15 protein-coding genes are annotated in these 15,855 nt (G+C 40.1%); 14 read left to right on the top strand and 1 reads right to left on the bottom strand.

The genetic code is table 11. The features are described from left to right. Window positions 1-117: 117 nt before the first annotated feature. From CZ490_RS20290 to CZ490_RS20335, 10 genes are all read left to right on the top strand, one after another. Entirely contained in the window at window positions 118-402 is a 285-nt protein-coding gene (locus CZ490_RS20290; protein WP_234987322.1) for a hypothetical protein, read from the top strand. Further along, the gene (locus CZ490_RS20295) at window positions 386-4,063 is read left to right on the top strand and encodes a nitrate reductase subunit alpha (protein WP_077620556.1); all 3,678 of its coding nucleotides are present in this window, start codon (window positions 386-388) and stop codon (window positions 4,061-4,063) included. The genes CZ490_RS20290 and CZ490_RS20295 overlap by 17 nt, the downstream gene beginning before the upstream one ends. Next, entirely contained in the window at window positions 4,053-5,555 is a 1,503-nt protein-coding gene (gene narH / locus CZ490_RS20300; protein WP_077620557.1) for a nitrate reductase subunit beta, read from the top strand. The genes CZ490_RS20295 and narH overlap by 11 nt, the downstream gene beginning before the upstream one ends. Next, window positions 5,552-6,154 (top strand): nitrate reductase molybdenum cofactor assembly chaperone, encoded by a 603-nt coding sequence (gene narJ / locus CZ490_RS20305; protein ID WP_077620558.1) that lies wholly within the window; start codon window positions 5,552-5,554, stop codon window positions 6,152-6,154. Before narH ends, narJ begins: the two co-directional genes overlap by 4 nt. A gap of 315 nt (window positions 6,155-6,469) precedes the next feature. Beyond that, a complete protein-coding gene (narI, locus tag CZ490_RS20310; protein ID WP_077620559.1) occupies window positions 6,470-7,171 on the top strand; it encodes a respiratory nitrate reductase subunit gamma in 702 nt (233 codons plus the stop codon). A 122-nt stretch (window positions 7,172-7,293) separates the two neighbouring features. Further along, entirely contained in the window at window positions 7,294-7,515 is a 222-nt protein-coding gene (locus tag CZ490_RS20315; RefSeq protein ID WP_077620560.1) for a heavy-metal-associated domain-containing protein, read from the top strand. Window positions 7,516-7,790: 275 nt separating this feature from the next. Further along, entirely contained in the window at window positions 7,791-8,408 is a 618-nt protein-coding gene (locus CZ490_RS20320) for a Crp/Fnr family transcriptional regulator (protein WP_234987268.1), read from the top strand. Window positions 8,409-8,424: 16 nt separating this feature from the next. Then, window positions 8,425-8,886 carry a flavodoxin gene (locus tag CZ490_RS20325; RefSeq protein ID WP_077620562.1) on the top strand — a complete coding sequence of 154 codons (462 nt, stop codon included), beginning with the start codon at window positions 8,425-8,427 and terminating at the stop codon, window positions 8,884-8,886. A gap of 174 nt (window positions 8,887-9,060) precedes the next feature. After that, window positions 9,061-9,990 (top strand): ring-cleaving dioxygenase, encoded by a 930-nt coding sequence (locus tag CZ490_RS20330; RefSeq protein ID WP_077620563.1) that lies wholly within the window; start codon window positions 9,061-9,063, stop codon window positions 9,988-9,990. A 14-nt stretch (window positions 9,991-10,004) separates the two neighbouring features. After that, a complete protein-coding gene (locus tag CZ490_RS20335) occupies window positions 10,005-10,613 on the top strand; it encodes a flavin reductase family protein (protein WP_077620564.1) in 609 nt (202 codons plus the stop codon). Here the strand turns inward: CZ490_RS20335 and CZ490_RS20340 are convergent, their stop codons facing one another. Next, complete coding sequence (locus tag CZ490_RS20340; RefSeq protein WP_077621124.1) at window positions 10,614-11,489, bottom strand: VanW family protein; 876 nt, start codon at window positions 11,487-11,489, stop codon at window positions 10,614-10,616. Between the two features lie 437 nt (window positions 11,490-11,926). Between CZ490_RS20340 and qoxA the strand changes: the two genes are divergently transcribed. Genes qoxA through qoxD form a run of 4 tightly spaced genes read left to right on the top strand, consistent with a single transcriptional unit; the run spans window position 11,927 to window position 15,731 of the window. Then, complete coding sequence (gene qoxA / locus CZ490_RS20345) at window positions 11,927-12,847, top strand: cytochrome aa3 quinol oxidase subunit II (protein ID WP_077620565.1); 921 nt, start codon at window positions 11,927-11,929, stop codon at window positions 12,845-12,847. A 58-nt stretch (window positions 12,848-12,905) separates the two neighbouring features. After that, the gene (qoxB, locus tag CZ490_RS20350; protein ID WP_077620566.1) at window positions 12,906-14,855 is read left to right on the top strand and encodes a cytochrome aa3 quinol oxidase subunit I; all 1,950 of its coding nucleotides are present in this window, start codon (window positions 12,906-12,908) and stop codon (window positions 14,853-14,855) included. After that, the gene (gene qoxC / locus CZ490_RS20355) at window positions 14,852-15,448 is read left to right on the top strand and encodes a cytochrome aa3 quinol oxidase subunit III (RefSeq protein WP_077620567.1); all 597 of its coding nucleotides are present in this window, start codon (window positions 14,852-14,854) and stop codon (window positions 15,446-15,448) included. Before qoxB ends, qoxC begins: the two co-directional genes overlap by 4 nt. A gap of 1 nt (window position 15,449) precedes the next feature. After that, entirely contained in the window at window positions 15,450-15,731 is a 282-nt protein-coding gene (gene qoxD, locus CZ490_RS20360; protein ID WP_077620568.1) for a cytochrome aa3 quinol oxidase subunit IV, read from the top strand. Window positions 15,732-15,855 lie beyond the last annotated feature (124 nt).

Here is a 15,855-nt window from a genome sequence, read left to right on the forward strand (position 1 = left end):
TGTCGCCTCTGCCAGGACAGTGAGGATTCTAGCGTCAGGCACAGGACGTGCCTGTCCTTAGCTGGAGTTTGGGGCGCTTTGCACTTTTCTTAAAAAGGAGTTGGTTTGTTGTTTTCAATGGAGAACGACGCAATGTTAATCGATGATCGTGAGGATTTAATCGCTGTTTTGAGAATGCGATTTGGTGATATTCCTGGAAAAATGATTGAAGAAATCTATGAAATAGAAGATATGAGTACACTTCAACGTCTCATTCTGGCAGCAGCAAATGCATCAAGTTGGAAGGTCTTCCTAGAGGAATTCCAAGCAGGAACACAAAGCTATAGGTTAGTGGGGGAAGACTTCAACCCATTGGCAAATATACTTAAGGGAAGGGATGGAGACATTGGCAAAGCAGAATAGTCTCTTTCGCTCGCTAAAGCATTTAGTGCGTGGAGAGCGTATAAACGATGGTTGGACAGAAGAAAATCCACGCCCGCGTGATTGGGAATCAATCTACCGCCAGCGCTGGGCTCATGACAAAATCGTCCGTTCCACACATGGGGTGAACTGTACGGGTTCATGTAGCTGGAAAATCCATGTGAAAGACGGGATCATTGCCTATGAAACTCAGCAAACAGACTATCCATCTACCGGTGACGATTTCCCAGATTACGAGCCCCGTGGATGTCCACGTGGCGCTAGCTTTTCATGGTATACATACAGTCCTACTCGCGTGAAATATCCGTATGTACGAGGTGACCTCCTTAATTTATGGAAGGAAGAGCTTAGTAACGCGGATAATCCTGTCCAAGCTTGGGAAAACATTGTCACCAATCCAGAAAAACGAAACGCGTATGTTTCCGCTCGTGGTAGAGGTGGATTTGTAAGAGGAAACTGGAAAGATGTTTGCCAAATGATTGCAGCATCGACCATTTATACGATAAAAAAATACGGTCCAGATCGAGTTGTTGGATTCAGTCCGATACCTGCCATGTCGATGGTGAGCTATTCGGGGGGAACTAGATTTCTATCCCTAATCGGTGGAACCATTCTTAGTTTCTATGATTGGTATGCTGACTTGCCACCTGCTTCTCCACAGGTGTGGGGTGACCAGACAGATGTTCCGGAAAGTGGTGATTGGTACAATACCAAATATTTCATTATTTGGGGAACCAATATCCCTCAAACAAGAACTCCTGATGCACATTTTATGGTTGAATCGCGCTATAACGGGACGAAGGTAGTTGGAGTTAGCCCAGACTATGCGGAGTATGATAAATTCGCTGATATTTGGTTGCCTGCCAAAGCGGGTACAGATGGTGCGCTTGCAATGGCCATGACCCATGTTATTTTAAAAGAATTTTATGTGGATAAAGAGACTCCATATTTTAGAGATTATGCTAAGCAGTATACTGATTTGCCGTTTCTCATCACCTTGAATAAAAAAGGTGAAAACTACCGGTCAGACCGCTTCCTACGTGCTTCGGATTTTTCTGATCAACACGAATTGGGAGATTGGAAGACAGTGGTATGGGATGAGGATACAAATCAAATTGCCGTACCAAATGGAAGCCAAGGGTTCAGATGGGATAGCAGTACTAAATGGAACCTTGACATGACAACTGAAGATGGGACGAGTATTAATCCAAAACTAAGTTTTGTCAATGATTCTGATGAGGTTGCAATGGTTGAGTTCCCTTATTTTGCAGAAAAAGAGGGCGGAACAATAAAGCGTGGCGTTCCAATTAAACGCATGAAAGACCAATCGGGTAATGAATTAATTGTGACGACCGTCTACGACTTAATGCTTGCACATACTGGAATTAGTCGTGGTCTAAAAGGTGACTATCCGACTGACTATAATGATGTGGCGAGACCGTATACACCTGCATGGCAAGAAAGTATTACAGGTGTTAAAAAGGAGCACGTCATTCAGGTTGCACGAGAGTTTGCTGAGAATGCGGCTTTAACTCAAGGTAAATCGATGATTGCGATGGGCGGAGGAACAAATCATTGGTTCCATAGCGACCAAATCTATCGTTCCATCTTAAATCTAGTCATACTTACAGGCTCACAAGGAGTCAATGGTGGTGGCTGGGCTCACTATGTAGGGCAAGAAAAGGTTCGTCCATTAGAGGGATTCCAGCAAATTGCGTTTGCAAATGACTGGGTAAAATCACCGAAATTAATGAACGGAACATCCTTCTTCTATTTTGCAACAGAGCAATTCCGCTATGAATATGACTTTGATGACAGAGAAACAGACTGGGGTAGCCAGTATTCCAAAATGCATCCGGCCGATTTTAATGCAATGTCAGCAAGATTGGGTTGGTTACCTAGCTTTCCGTCTCTTTCTCAAAACACACTTGATGTCATGAAGGATGCTCGTGCAAAAAGCAGTGATGACAAAGAAGCGACGGATTACATCGCTAAGCAATTAGTCGATGGTGAGTTAGAATTTGCAATTGAAAATCCGAATGACCCCCGAAATTTTCCGAGAGTTTTCTTTAATTGGCGTTCTAATTTACTAGGGGATAGTGGTAAAGGTCACGAGTATTTTGCCAAGCATTTAATAGGGTCAAAGGATACGGTCTTATCTGATCCAGAACAATCCTGGCAGCCTAAGGATGTGAAAGTTTCTGAGAAACCACCAGAAGGTAAAACGGATCTCTTCATCAGTATGGATTTCCGGATGACAAGCTCAGGATTATTCTCAGATATCATTTTGCCTGCAGCCACTTGGTATGAAAAGCAAGATATTAGTACCACGGATTTACACCCATTCGTACATCCATTTAATGCGGCGATTAGTCCACCTTGGGATACTAGAAGTGACTGGGACGCATTCAGAGAAATTGCCAAAGCCTTTTCAGAGCTTGCGAAAGAACATTTACCTGCACAAGAGGATCTTGTTATCTCACCTCTTGCTCATGACACGATTAATGAAATTGCTCAACCATTTGGAAAAGTGAAGGATTGGCGTAAGGGAGAAGTAGAAGGTATCCCTGGTAAAACAATGCCAAACTTCAATTACGTTCAGCGGGATTATCCAAATGTGTATGACATGTGGATAACAATTGGGCCGAATATTAAAAATGGCTATGGAACGAAAGGTGTAAAAATCCCTGGGGATAAAGTATACCAATCCTTATTAGATCGCTTAGGACCATCAAAACATGAAGGAATCGGAAAAGGATATCCATCGCTCTATAGTGATGTTCAAGCAATCAATGCAATTCTCCTTATGTCCGGTGCAACGAATGGAAAGCGCGCAGTTGAAGGTTGGAAGTCGATGGAACATAAGACTGGGAAGAAGCTTGCCCATATCTCGGAGCCGCGTGAAGAAGAGGACTTTACGTTAAATGCCTTAACGATTCAACCGAGACAAACTCTCTCAACTCCGGTATGGAGCGGGTTGGAAAGTGATGGTCGCAGGTATTCACCTTTTACAGTAAACAAAGAGTACCACATTCCGTGGCATACATTGACTGGCCGACAAAGCTTTTATTTAGATCATGAAGTAATGCTAGATTACGGGGAAGGACTTCCATTATATATACCGCCAATTAACAAAGGTCCGTTTGTGAAAGGTGAAAAAGAGATTGAGAATACTGGAAAGTCGATTACCCTTCGTTACATGACTCCTCACCAAAAGTGGGGAATCCATACGATGTTTACCGATACACAGCATATGGTGCAACTCTTTAGAGGCTGGCAGGTTGTGTGGATGAATGAAGAAGATGGTGCAGAAATCGGCATTAAGGATAACGATTGGATTGAACTGTATAACCGAAATGGTGCCGTTGTCGCAAGAGCGGTATTAACGTACAGAATGCCGCGAGGAGCTGTATATATGCACCATGCTCAAGACCGGACAATGGGGGTACCAGGAAATACGATTAATAAAAATCGCGGTGGAACACATAACAGCGTAACAAGAATCTATCCTAAGGCAACACATATGATTGGTGGTTATTCACAGCTTAGCTATGGATTCAATTATTATGGACCAACAGGTAGCCAGCGAGATACGCTAACGATTGTTCGCCCATTAAAGGAGGTCGACTGGCTTGAGAATTAAAGCACAAGTGGCGATGGTGATGCACCTAGACAAGTGTATCGGCTGTCATACTTGTTCTGTCACATGTAAAAATGTATGGACGAATCGACCGGGTATGGAGTACGTATGGTACAACAACGTGGAAACACGTCCAGGACCAGGGTACCCGAAGGAATGGGAAAATACGGACCGCTATAAGGGTGGTTGGACATTACGAAATGGAAAACTGCACTTAAAAGCGGGTGGTCCAATTTCCAAGCTAGCAAACATTTTTTACAACCCAAATATGGCAGACCTTGATGACTTTTATGAGCCGTGGACATACGATTTTGAACATCTACACCAAGCAAAAAAAGGGGAAAATATCCCTGTTGCACGCCCAAAATCGATGATTACCGGTAAATATATTGATAAACCAGAATGGGGTTCCAACTGGGACGATGACCTAGCGGGTGGTAGTGAAATTGTTCCAATGGATCCAAACGTTCAAAAGCTACAAGAGCATGTTGCAATGGAATATGAAAAGACATTTATGATGTATTTGCCACGAATTTGTGAACACTGCCTAAATCCATCCTGTGTGGCTTCTTGTCCGTCGGGCGCACTTTACAAGCGGGATGAAGATGGGATTGTTTTAGTTGATCAGGATGCATGTCGTGGCTGGCGTTTTTGTATGAACGGTTGCCCTTATCACAAGGTGTATTACAACTGGAACACACATAAGGCAGAAAAGTGTAACTTCTGTTATCCGCGAACTGAAGCAGGATTACCAACAATTTGTTCGGAAACATGCGTAGGTCGAATTCGTTATATCGGAGTTGTCCTATATGACGCAGACCGTGTAAAAGAAGCGGCATCAGTTGAAGACCCGAAAGACTTATATGAAGCACAATTATCTGTCTTTTTAGATCCATTTGATCCAGAAGTAATTGCAAAAGCAGAAGAACAAGGAATCAATCATAGCTGGATAAAAAGTGCGCAGGAATCACCTGTGTATAAAATGGCTATGAAGTGGAAGATTGCATTGCCATTGCATCCAGAATATAGAACCTTACCAATGGTATGGTATGTGCCACCCCTTAGCCCAATTATGAACCATATCACAAATGAGCAATCTTTAAGTGCAGATGGCTATATCCCAGCAGTAGATGATATGAGAATTCCAATGGAATATCTGGCTTCTATTCTTTCTGCTGATGATACGGATGTCATTCGCAGAGTATTGCTCAAGATGGCAGCGATGCGAGTTCATATGCGTGCAAAAACAGTTGGAGGAATTGACGAAGTGGAAATGTCTAAGCTTTTAAAGGAAGCGAACACGACGGTTGAAGAGATCGAAGAAATGCAGCGTCTATTAGGAGTTGCCAAGTACAATGAGCGATTTGTAATTCCAACAGGCCGACGTGAAATGGATGAAGACCTCCACTACAAGCAAGGCGCATGTAGCATTGAAGATTTAGCACCACCAGAAGGAATGGTGACATATCCTTTTGAAAGAAGTGGAAATCAATGACCAATGAAGCAAAAGCAATTTTAATCATCATGTCACGAATTCTCGATTATCCGGACCAAACCCTCCTTGAAGGGTATCCGGAAATTGAGGAGTATGTAAATGCCGAGGTTGGCTCTGTAAGGATAAGAAATGAGATTTTAGAAAGAATAGCCCCACTTTTTAAGATGCCAATCCTTGAATTACAGGAGCTGTACGTGGAAACCTTTGATTATAAGGATAAAACGGGCCTATATTTAACTGCTCATGAACTGGGTGACAGTCGCAAACGAGGGGCAGCTTTAATTAAGTTACAGAAGTTAATTGTTGAAGGCGGATTTGAATACCAAGGAAATGAAATTGTGGATTATATCCCCATGCTGTTTGAGTTATTAGCTCATGCACCGGAGGGAGAAAACTTTGCGAGATTACACCGGCGCTTAGCTTTTGCGGTAGATCGAATTCATAAAAACCTTTTTGATTCAAACCCTTATCAGAGAATTGTCGATTTATTAATGATGTTTGTTTTCGAAGCACCAGAAGTAGAAGAAGTTACCTTACTTGAAAATCAACGTGAGGAAGCAGATTTGGAAGAACTGCCATACCCGATGTTTTATCAATAATAATGTTCATAACTTGTGGACAATGTGGATAACACTGATGCTTTTCTGTGGATAACGTGGATATTGTGGAAAATGAAAATCGACATCCGCTGAACACTATCCACAAAAGGGTCCACAGGTTGTGGAAAACAAATGTTCTTATGTGGATAAGTAGTATGTTATAAGTCGTTTTTGGTGTCTAGCTACAGGCGGCCTCGACTCTCGGGTCTAAGCCAATCGCTTCTGAAGGTAAAAGGCACCTTCTGTCAGCGCTCGTTAGTGATGTTCCTAATTAACAGCGCCTTACGCTTTTCTATTTTGAAAGGAGGTCATTGGATGGAATTATATTTCTGGTGGACGGCATATCCTTATATATGCATTGCAATCCTTGTTGTGGGAACATTTTACCGCTTCGTATTTCGCGGCAAGAGTTGGACAGCACCATCAACGGAAATCTTTGAAAAGAAGTGGCTTAAGTATGCGTCCGTTATCTTCCATTATGGGATTATTTTTGCCTTTTTCGGACATGTCATGGGGATGTTGATACCACTTGAGTTTTATAATGCAATTGGAGTAGACGACCACACGTACCACTTATTTGCAATTGTTGGTGGTGGATTTGCTGGACTAATGGTTGTCCTCGGTTTGCTTCTATTTTTAATTCGAAAGTTTGTAATCGAACGAGTTAACGTCCATACAACAGCGGGTAGTTATTTTACAATCATCCTCCTACTTCTTGTAGCTGGTTTAGGTACGTATATGACAATTGTCTACAATACAACGGTAGCAGCGTATGAATATAGACTATCAATCGGGCCATGGTTTCGCAGTTTATTCACATTAAATCCACAGCCTGAATTAATGCTCGGGGTGCCAGGGTTATTTAAATTACATGTGATTTTATCATTTTTATTATTTGCCTCTATTCCATTTACAAAGCTCGTTCATATGTTTAGTTTTCCATTGCGTTACCCTACCCGGGCACCACAGCAATACCGTTCACGTGATAGCTATTCAAAAAATACACGTCAAAACTAAGAGAGGATTCCTCTCTTTTTTATTTTCAACTTTATAAACATCCCCCAATTTTGACCCACGTCAAAGTTTCCCTCTCAACCTCCGCTTACAATAGAGATATAAACAAAGAGGAGGAAAATACAATGAAAACCGCCACTTATCAAATGGAAGAACTCAGTTGCCCAAGTTGTATCAAAAAAATAGAGAAAGCTTTATCAAAACAAGAAGGAGTAGAAGACGTAAAAGTATTGTTTAACTCAGGAAAGGTAAAGGTTACGTATCAAGAGGGCGAGGTAAATCCAAATCAATATAAAGAAATCCTAACCAAATTGGGCTATCCTGTTTTGTCTACAAAGATCAACTAATAAAAAGAGATAGAAAGAAAAAGTCATACTAACTTTGTCCCTATGAGTTTTAGCACAGACAATTCTTCTCGCATCTAGTATTGTTAATGAAAAGGCAAGTTCTTTCCTAAGCCGTGGTACTTGTCCATTAGTAATAAACGAAATAGATGTCACCACTTGACCTATATATAAAGGAGTGTAGAAGAATGGCCTGTCATTCTTGTAGTCACAACGCTACTATGAAAAGCTCATGTATTTCGCGAGTTCCGATTTTTAACCACTTAACAGAAAGTGAAATGGCTGAAATATCAAAGGTTGTTGTAAGTAGGAAACTAAAAAAAGGGGAGCTTTTATTCCATTCGGATGAACTCTCTGAACATCTTTTCATCGTTCATAAAGGGTTAATGAAAATGTACAGAATCACTGAAAATGGCAAGGAACAAATTATCAGATTTGTTGAAGAGGCCGATTTTATTGGTGAGCTATCTCTTTTTTCAAAGTCAATGACAACATGCTTTGCTGAAGCGATGGAAGACACGGAAGTGTGTACAATCCAGCAGAAAGATATTCATCAATTGCTTTTACATTATCCAACCATTTCATTGAAAATTTTAGAGGAAATCACGAGAAGGCTCCATGAAACCGAAGCGTTAATCGAAAAATTAAACTCACAGGACGTGGAGAAGCGCGTTGCCAGTTATTTGCTGGAGTTAATTGAGAGTCAAGCAAATGATTCAATGACCATACAATTACCGGTTCGTAAAACGGATCTTGCATCCTATCTTGGAACATCACAGGAAACTTTAAGTCGTAGACTATCGGCATTTCAAGAAAAAGGTCTGATTGAGTTAAAAGGACAAAGGAAAATTATCATCAAACAACTAGAATTGCTAAAAAAGAAGGCAAACAACTAAGGAAAAGGTGATTGCGTTGAACAATGCCATTCTTGTATACGCAAGTATGTCAGGAAATACAGAGTTGATGGCAACGTATATTGCAGAAGGTATTAAAGAAAAAGGGGTCCAACTGGACGTGAAAGAATGTTTTGAAGTAACCCCAGGGGATCTCGTCAAATACGATGGAATTATCATTGGAAGCTATACATGGGGCGATGGAGAACTTCCAGATGAATTAATAGATTTCTATGATGAAATGGATCAACTCGAATTCCATCACAAAAAGAGTGCAGTGTTTGGTTCCGGAAGCACACTTTATTCGAATTTCGGTGGTGCAGTTGATTTACTTATGGAAAAGCTTAAAGAGCGTGGAGCAGAAATAATAGGAAGTCCTCTAAAAGTGGAATATACTCCAAATGATCAAGATGAGATAGCTTGTAAAGATTTCGGTAGGCTATTTGCAGATAGACTTAAAATAGATAGTACAATAAGGTAGAGGGCTCCTTCGAGAACGAGGGGCCTTTTTTTCTATTATTGACAAGTCATAGATTTTTTTATAAAATTATCTCGAATTCAAGATATTTAACTTTAAGGTAAAAAGAAATGCATATACGTAAATATTCAGTTGAAAAATAAAGTAGGTTTACTTATGGAAGGAGATAAAAACAAGATGAAAACAGCAGGCATTCATCACATTACTGCAATCGTTGGACATCCCCAAGAGAATGTTGATTTTTATGCCGGAGTTTTGGGACTTCGTCTAGTCAAACAAACAGTCAATTTTGATGACCCAGGTACGTACCATTTTTACTTTGGTGACGATGTTGGAAGTCCAGGTAGCATTATTACATTTTTCCCATGGGCTAATGCAACTCAAGGAGAAATTGGCGATGGTCAAGTGGGTGTTACTAGTTACCTAGTTCCTAAGGGAGCATTATCTTTTTGGGAATCCAGGTTAACTAAATTTGGCATTAATTATGATAAAACTGAACGATTTGGTGAACAGTATCTTCAATTTAATGATATTCATGGTTTGCGACTTGAAATTGTAGAACGTGAAGAAGGACCAAACAACAAGTGGGAATTTGGTGAAATAACCTCCGATGTTGCGATTAAAGGATTCGGTGGTGCAATTTTGTTTTCTTCAAAGCCTGATGAAACCGAAAAACTTCTAACTCTCATGGGTCTTGAACGTGTTGGTGAAGAGGGAGATCTTGTTCGGTTCACATCTGAAGGTGACATTGGGAATGTTATTGATATAAAACGAACTCCTGGGCAAAGAGGAAGAATGGGTGTAGGAACTGTCCATCATATCGCGTGGCGTACGAAGGACGATGAAGAGCAATTGGCTTGGAGACAGTATATTTCAAAAAATGGTTATAGAGTAACAGATGTGCGTGACCGTAATTATTTTAATGCCATATATTTTAGAGAACATGGAGAAATTCTATTTGAAATTGCAACAGACCCTCCAGGCTTTGGCATTGATGAAGACTATGAGAAGATGGGTTCAAATTTAAAGCTCCCTCCACAATATGAACCCCATCGCCAACAGATTGAAACTGTCTTATTACCGTATGAAGTAAGAAGCCTAGATTAGGAGGAGTTAATAATTTGATTACAATTGATCCAAGTGAAATTTCAGAAAGAGACAATTATAAACTTTTAATAGGAAGTATTATTCCAAGGCCAATTGCATTTGTGACTTCCAAGTCAGACCTTGGTACGCTAAATGGTGCACCTTTTAGTTATTTCAATATAGTTTCATCCAATCCTCCTCTCATTTCATTATCTATCCAACGAAAAGATGGGAAGATGAAAGACACGGCGAGGAATATTATAGAAGGAAAAGAATTTGTCGTTCATATTGTAGATGAAAGCAATGTAGACAAAATCAATAAAACGGCGGCAAGTCTTCCTCCCAATGAAAGTGAAGTTGAGCTTGCCGGGCTAACTCCAGTAGAAAGTTCAAAGGTAGACGTACCAGGGATTAAGGAGGCCAAAATACGATTAGAATGTAAGTTAGAGCATTCAGTAGAACTAGGTGACACAGATCTTTCCGGATGTGATTTACTAATCGGAAAAGTGCTCCAATTCCATGTAGATGAGGAGCTATACAGCAACGGACGGATTGATCAAGAAAAATTAGGGGCAGTAAGTCGATTAGCAGGTAATTATTATGCAAAAATAGGGGACGTTTTCGAAATCGAGAGACCAAAGTAATTAAATTTGGTCTCTCTTTTCCGTTTTAGGTGTAATTTTACGAGGCGAATTATTGATGTCCTCAGATGAATAGACGGTTACAACAATGCTTCCATGGTACACTTTAGCTCGAATCAAAATTGGCTGGTTGTAAGTATTTTTAAAAAGAAAATCAGGTCCATACCAACTCACTGTTGCATCACGTCCTGGCGGCACATACCCAACACGTTTACTATGTGAATATCGTTTAACAATCTCAACTCCGGCCAAATCAACAGCATTAAAAAGAGTGGAAGACGTTTGACAAATTCCGCCCCCAATCCCTTCAATTAGCTCGCCCTTTATGATTTCGGGAGCGGGTTGATACCCCCTCTCGGCGGTGCGTTTACCAACAACCTTATTAAATGAGAAGGTTTCATTCTGAAAAAGAACATACCCATCTATAGCAGCTGCAGAAAGAGCAATATTGGTCGACCGTTCTTTATTGGAGGAATTGAAATATGTGACATACTGTCCAATTACTTTGGTACGGATTGAAGATAAAAGCTCACTATCGACTCTAGGGTAAATCCTTTCAACGGGTACTTCTACGTATTCCCCTTCACCTAAAAACTTCGAGTAAAATAATCGTGTAAATTTATCAGTGTCCAATTTTACACCAACGTTTTCTTTAATGATTTCACCAGCCTTGCCAATCCTCGCATCCTTAGGTTCCTCATAGATTTGCTCCGCTAAATAGGTCAGGAAATCGCTATACTTTTTTGAATTCAAGGCTGGAACACCGAGTAATGGAATGGCGTATTCAGACCGATTGACAGTTGCAATCGGTTCTCCTCTATACATAATGTAGATTGGGTCCTGAGGTTGAAACGGCTGCACAGATAAGAGAAGCATCATGGCTATCAAGATTTTCAGTGACCCCACCACCTTTCAACATCCTTTTTATTAGTATGGATGGATAATCTCAATTCCATTAAAAACTTGCTGAGTTTTTTTATGTTTTAACTTTGTAACAGAATGTTCAAATTCAAAAAAGACGTGTGATGTGCATCACATCAAGGTTAAAGGGCTCTATGGTACAATAATTATTTTTTACAAATAATTCCTTCCCGATTCTGTAACAACTTTTTCACTCCTTTGATGTTATCATCATTTACACAGTGATAATGTTTTAAGAATTTATTTTTGCAAAGTAAAAATTAGCTACATTTTTCAAGATAGTTACGAAAAAAACAGGTAGCTAAAAAATTTTTGACAACTTTGTGAAGTTGTACACATATTCGTCACAATCACATAATTGTGAATTAAGCATCCATTCGGAAAGGAGTACGTTTATGAAAATCAAATGGCTTTTATTTATGATGGCTTTCACTATTACAACCGTGCTAGCAGGATGTGAACCATTGCTTGTCCTCGATCCAAAGGGTCCTCAAGCAGAAAGGCAAGCACGTGATATCTTGCTATCAATTGGAATCATGTCGGTTGTGATTATAGTTGTTTTTATCTTGTTAATTTATATGTTAGTCAAATATCGCGCTTCAAAGATGCCAGAGGATTACGAACCACCACATATCGAAGGGAATCCTTGGGTTGAAGCGATTTGTATTGGAATCCCAGTTCTAATTGTTGGTTATCTTTCATTTGTATCTGTTCAAAGTAACTACATTGTTGAATCAACACCACAAGGTTATGAAAATCAAGAACCATTGGTTATTTATGCATCATCTTCTGATTGGAAATGGCATTTTAGCTACCCAGAAGAAGATATTGAAACCGTCAATTACTTATACGTTCCAACCGATCGACCACTTGAGTTCAGACTTTATTCTTACGGACCAATTACAAGTTTCTGGATTCCACAACTTGGCGGACAGAAATATGCCATGGCCGACATGATTACAACTTTGCATCTGGCGGCCGAGGAACAAGGTGAATTAATGGGGCGAAACGCTAACTTTAGTGGGAAAGGATTTGCTGAGAATACCTTTAGTGTAAAAGCTGTCCCTCAAAAAGAGTATGAGGAATGGGTAGATGAAGTTAAACAAACAGCGAAGCCTATCACTGAAGAAAAGTTTGAAGAGCTTCTAGAACCTGGACATCTTGGTCAAATGACCTTTACAGGAACTCATCTAGGGTTCGCACCACCACCCGAGCATAATCATGGATCAAATGATGATTCTAGTGAGCATGAGGATCATTCAGAGCACGACGAACACGCAGAGCATGATGAACATTCAGACCACGAAGGTCACTAATTTATAAATAAGACTAAGAACGCCGAATTTTCAATTCAATTGAAAGGAGTAACAACGGATGGAATTCTTCGAACGATTTGCCATACCACATCCAAGTCCTGCCATCTATGCAGCGATGGTCGCAATTGGACTTACCGTAATCGGAATCATTGCCGGTTTAACCTATTTTAAAAAATGGGGTTACCTCTGGCGTGAATGGTTAACAACGGTTGACCATAAACGAATCGGAATTATGTATTTAATCTCCGCCCTAATCATGTTATTCCGTGGTGGAGTAGATGCGATTATGATGCGTGCACAACTTGCTGCACCAGAAAATCAATTATTAGACGCACAGCACTACAATGAAATTTTTACAACGCATGGTGTCATAATGATCATGTTCATGGCGATGCCGTTCATCATTGGTTTTATGAACTACGTTGTTCCTCTGCAAATTGGAGCACGTGACGTAGCATTTCCACGCCTAAATGCGATTAGTTTCTGGCTCTTCTTTATGGGGGCAATGTTATTTAATATATCCTTTGTAATAGGTGGTTCACCTGATGCGGGTTGGACATCATATTTCCCACTGGCGGGTAATGAGTTCAGTAAATCAGTTGGAACGAACTATTATATGATTGCATTACAGATCTCAGGTCTTGGTACGTTGATGACCGGGGTTAATATGATTACGACCATTATGAAAATGAGAGCACCTGGCATGACGCTCATGAAAATGCCGATGTTCACATGGTCTACATTAATCGCAAACCTTATTATCGTAACAGTATTCCCAGTACTAACAGTTGCACTAGCAATGGGAACAATGGACCGATTATTCGGTACACACTTCTTTGCAAGTACCAATGGTGGAATGGATATGCTTTGGGCAAACTTATTCTGGGTTTGGGGACATCCGGAAGTTTATATCTTAATCCTTCCAGCTTTCGGTATTTATAGTGAAATTATTTCAACCTTTGCAGGAAGAAACTTATATGGGTACAAATCAATGGTTGGATCCATGGTTATTATTTCAGTTCTTTCATGTCTCGTTTGGGCTCACCACTTCTTTACGATGGGGCAGGGCGCTGCAGCAAACAGCTTCTTCTCAATCACAACAATGGCTATTGCTGTGCCAACGGGTGTGAAAATCTTTAACTGGTTACTCACACTATGGAAAGGGAAAATCCGAATGACAGTTCCAATGCTGTATTCAATTGGATTTATTCCATTATTCACAATCGGTGGGGTAACTGGGGTCATGCTTGCAATGTCTGCAGCGGATTATCAGTATCACAATACGATGTTCCTTGTAGCTCACTTCCATAATACAATTATTCCTGGTGTTGTATATGCGATGCTTGCTGCACTCACTTATTACTGGCCAAAAATGTTTGGCTTTATGTTAAATGAACGAATCGGAAAATGGACATTCTGGGCACTATCTATTGGATTCGTCTTAGCATTCTTCCCAATGTATATTACGGGATTAGACGGTCAAGCACGCCGTATGTACACATACTCAGAAAGCACAGGCTTTGGTTTGCTAAATATGGTTTCATTTATTGGTGCAGGCATTATGGCAATTGGTTTTGCGCTAATTGTGTACAATGTATACTACAGCATCCGCTACGCTTCCAGAGATATCAGCAGCGATCCATGGGATGCACGTACATTAGAATGGGCAACACATACACCAGTTCCAGAGTATAACTTCGCGCTTACACCAAGTGTGAATTCAAGTGAGCCTTTCTGGGATGATAAAAAGAATAAGCATAAGTTATTCCCAGGTAAAATTGAAAAGATTCACATGCCAAATAAGAGTGGTCTTCCATTTGTTATGAGTAGTATTTTCTTTGTTTGGGGCTTTGCCTTTGTATTTGCAATTTGGCCACTATTGATTGTTTCTACAATTGGTATCTTTGTTTGTATGGCATACCGCTCATTTGAAAAAGACCCTGGACATTACATTCCAGTTGAAAAGATAAAAGAAACAGAAGAAAAACTAGGAGGTGCTAAGCTATGAAGTTAGATCACTCGCAACCTCTAGAATATAGTTCGCACCAAAACCAGTTAAATATTTTCGGTTTCTGGATTTTCCTTGGTGCTGAAATTATGCTTTTCGCAACCTTATTTACTTCGTACTTCACGTTAGAGAATCGTGTTGGAAGCGGTCCGTCAGGTGCAGAAATTTTTGAAATTACACCTGTCTTAATAGAAACACTGTTACTCCTAACGAGTAGTTTTACAATTGGTCTTGGAATTCACGCTATGCGTCTTGGTAGACAAAAGGCTATGGTAGGATTTTTTGCAGTGACACTCCTCCTTGGTTTAGCATTCTTAGGAGTAGAAATTTATGAGTTTGTTCATTATGTCCATGTTGGAGCAGGTTTACAAACAAGTGCTTTCACAGCTATCTTGTTAACAACCTTAGGAACACACGGAATTCACGTAACATTTGGATTGATATGGGGATTAATGATCATTCTTCAAATTAGAAAAAGAGGGTTAACTGCAGAAACTGCTGGAAAGTCATTCATCTTTTCATTGTATTGGCACTTCTTAGATGTAGTCTGGATCTTCATCTTCAGCTTCATCTATTTGAAAGGAATGATGTAATATGAGAGAACTATTTCCAGCCAAACAGGTGATGGGGTTTATCTTTTCACTCGCATTAACGGCTATTGCCCTTGGGGTTTATTTCTTTGATGTATCATTCGCAACAGGTTTAACAATCTTGATTATAACTGCATTTGTTCAAGCTCTGCTCCAGTTGGTTGTATTTATGCATGCTGGTGAGACAAAGGACAAATGGGCTATATACGGAAATGTCTACTTTATGATTTTTATCGGGTTAATTACGATTTTTGGTACTCTGTTCCTGATGATTTGGGATATGTAATATGAATGGGTAAAGGGTGTCCTGCGGGGCACTCTTTTTTATATGGAGAATAGTCGAATATGGAAGTCCTGTCTTTTTGACAATAAAAAAGCTTAGCCGGTAATCTGGCTAAGCCTATAAAATA

It is taken from the genome of Litchfieldia sinesaloumensis, from assembly GCF_900156865.1.
In the GTDB taxonomy this organism is placed as follows: Bacteria; Bacillota; Bacilli; order Bacillales; family Bacillaceae_L; genus Ferdinandcohnia; species Ferdinandcohnia sinesaloumensis.

Bases quoted from the DNA above. Each gene is read 5' to 3' on its own strand.
- CZ490_RS20290 (WP_234987322.1), top strand. From the start codon at position 118: ATGGAGAACGACGCAATGTTAATCGATGATCGTGAGGATTTAATCGCT.
- narJ (WP_077620558.1), top strand. From the start codon at position 5,552: ATGACCAATGAAGCAAAAGCAATTTTAATCATCATGTCACGAATTCTC.
- narI (WP_077620559.1), top strand. From the start codon at position 6,470: ATGGAATTATATTTCTGGTGGACGGCATATCCTTATATATGCATTGCA.
- CZ490_RS20315 (WP_077620560.1), top strand. From the start codon at position 7,294: ATGAAAACCGCCACTTATCAAATGGAAGAACTCAGTTGCCCAAGTTGT.
- CZ490_RS20320 (WP_234987268.1), top strand. From the start codon at position 7,791: ATGGCTGAAATATCAAAGGTTGTTGTAAGTAGGAAACTAAAAAAAGGG.
- CZ490_RS20330 (WP_077620563.1), top strand. From the start codon at position 9,061: ATGAAAACAGCAGGCATTCATCACATTACTGCAATCGTTGGACATCCC.
- CZ490_RS20340 (WP_077621124.1), bottom strand. From the start codon at position 11,489: ATGATGCTTCTCTTATCTGTGCAGCCGTTTCAACCTCAGGACCCAATC.
- qoxA (WP_077620565.1), top strand. From the start codon at position 11,927: ATGAAAATCAAATGGCTTTTATTTATGATGGCTTTCACTATTACAACC.
- qoxB (WP_077620566.1), top strand. From the start codon at position 12,906: ATGGAATTCTTCGAACGATTTGCCATACCACATCCAAGTCCTGCCATC.
- qoxC (WP_077620567.1), top strand. From the start codon at position 14,852: ATGAAGTTAGATCACTCGCAACCTCTAGAATATAGTTCGCACCAAAAC.
- qoxD (WP_077620568.1), top strand. From the start codon at position 15,450: ATGAGAGAACTATTTCCAGCCAAACAGGTGATGGGGTTTATCTTTTCA.